The following is a 2,261-nucleotide window of genomic DNA, read 5'->3' as shown; positions in this document are numbered from 1 at the left end:
GGCCGGGCAACCATCAGTGATTTGGTCATACGCTTTAACAATTTAGGTCTGAGCTGGCCGCTGGCAGCCGATTACCCGCTTGATAGCCTCGATAAACAGTTATTTCCTGGACGTGATTACAGTACACAGCGGGTCTTGCCGTTGTGGGTGCAGGTACACCTTGAGCTGCGCAGAAAAGGCGTCACCAAACTGCTGTTATGGCAGGAGTATCAGGCTGAACATGGCAGTAAAGCGCTGGGCTACACGCAATTCTGCGAGCATTATCGCCGCTGGTGTGCTGTACAAAAACGCTCGATGCGACAGCACCATGAAGCCGGTGAGAAGCTGTTTATCGATTTCTGTGGCCCGACAGTGCCGATTGTGAACCCAGAAACCGGCGAGATAAAACCAGCCGCTATCTTCGTCGCCACCCTGGGTGCATCGAACTACACCTATATTGAAGCCTGTAAAGGTCAGGATAGGGAATCTTGGCTGATGGCGAACAGCCGCTGCCTGACGTTTTTAGGCGGTGTACCGGCGTTATTGATACCCGATAATCTCAAAGCTGCTGTTGATAAAGCGGATAGGTTCGAGCCGGTGATTAACGACAATTACAAAGCGCTGGCCAGACATTATGGCTGTGCATTGATGCCCACCCGACCACGCAAACCGCAGGATAAAGGCAAAGTCGAATCGGCTGTGCTGATAGTTGAGCGCTGGGTATTAGCCCGGCTGCGCCATCAGGTGTTTCACTCACTGGCCGCGTTAAATCAGGCTATTCGGGCACTGAATACTGAGCTTAACCAGCGGCCGATGAAGCATTACAACGGTGCCAGTCGTGAGCAGTTGTTTAAATTGCTGGACGAACCTGCCTTGCAGCCATTGCCGCCTTACGCCTATGAGTACACCGATTATCGCATTGCCAAAGTCGCCAAAGACTACCACGTACAATACGACTATCACTGGTACTCGGTGCCACACCGTTTAGTCGGTGAGCGAGTTGAAATCAGCGCCACGCAAACGCTGATTAAGATTTACCATCAAGCGAAATGTGTCGCCCAGCATGCTCGCAGCTATACCCCTTACCGGCACACGACGGACATAGCGCATATGCCAGAGAACCATGCTGCCCATCTGGAGTGGAGCCCTGAGCGCATTCGCAGCTGGGCAACCCATATCGGCACCAACACGCTGGCAGTGGTCTTAGCGGTTGAACGTCACAAAGATCATCTTATCCAAGCGCAGCGCACCTGCCTGGGGCTCCTTAGCGAGCAAAAACGCTATGGCAGTGACCGACTGGAAAAGGCTTGCGCACTGGCCATCAGTCGCCAACTACCTTATATACCGGTCATCAAAAAGCTGCTTAAAAACGGCGAAGATATGCGCTGGCAACCGGATGAAACCAAAACCATTATCCCTGGCACACACACCAACATCCGTGGCTCAAAATACTACCAATAAGGACACCACTAATGGATTCACTACTTATCCAACTGCGCCAGCTTAAGCTGGCAGCCATGGCAAGTGCGCTGGAGCAACAACGCCTTGCGCCCCATACTTATGCCGAGCTTAGCTTCGATGAACGACTGGGGTTACTGGTCGAGCAAGAACATCTGGCGCGGGATAACACCCGCTTACAACGCTTGCGCAAACTGGCTAATCTGCGCCTTAAAGCGACACCAGAAGGCTTACGCTATCCGGCAAAGCGCGGCTTGCGAGCTGAACAAATTACGCCACTGATGCAAGGACATCACCTGACGTACCACCAGAATATCCTGATAACCGGCCCCACGGGCAGCGGTAAAACCTATCTTGCCTGTGCCTTAGGTGAGCAAGCTTGCCGACAGAATAAACGCGTGCTGTATTACCGGTTAGGCCGGTTACTGGAGAGCCTAAAAATGGGGCATGCCGATGGCAGCTATCTTAAGCAACTGGTACAGCTACAAAAGGTGGATATGTTGATCTTGGATGATTGGGGTCTTGAGGGATTTAAAGGGAAGCAAGTCAGCGATTTACTGGACGTGATTGAAGATCGCTACGAGCAAAGCAGCACAATTATCGTCAGTCAATTACCGGTATCGGAATGGTACGGCCTGATGGATAACCCGACGGTTGCTGATGCGCTGTTAGACAGAGTGATCCACAATGCCCACCGACTGGAATTAACAGGTGAGTCACAACGTAAAAAAACACTGGTTCAGGGAGAAGAAGTCGGGTAAAAAGAGAACATAAACGAAGGTCAGATCATGCTGGCCGGATCACACCGAAACGCCTGGCCGGAT

The 2,261-nt window shown here is 52.0% G+C and carries 2 protein-coding genes; both read left to right on the top strand.

Annotated features, from left to right (window positions below):
• Positions 1–1,440 (top strand): IS21 family transposase (gene istA / locus JAO78_RS16500; protein ID WP_226752458.1); only part of this gene is annotated, 1,440 nt, incomplete at its 5' end.
• A gap of 11 nt (positions 1,441–1,451) precedes the next feature.
• The gene (gene istB, locus JAO78_RS16495) at positions 1,452–2,198 is read left to right on the top strand and encodes an IS21-like element helper ATPase IstB (RefSeq protein WP_226752457.1); all 747 of its coding nucleotides are present in this window, start codon (positions 1,452–1,454) and stop codon (positions 2,196–2,198) included.
• Positions 2,199–2,261: the final 63 nt, after the last annotated feature.

The organism is Alishewanella maricola (assembly GCF_016343785.1).
Classification (GTDB): domain Bacteria; phylum Pseudomonadota; class Gammaproteobacteria; order Enterobacterales; family Alteromonadaceae; genus Alishewanella; species Alishewanella maricola.
The sequence above is the reverse complement of the archived record's forward strand: the minus strand, read 5'-3'. Positions and strand labels throughout refer to the sequence as shown.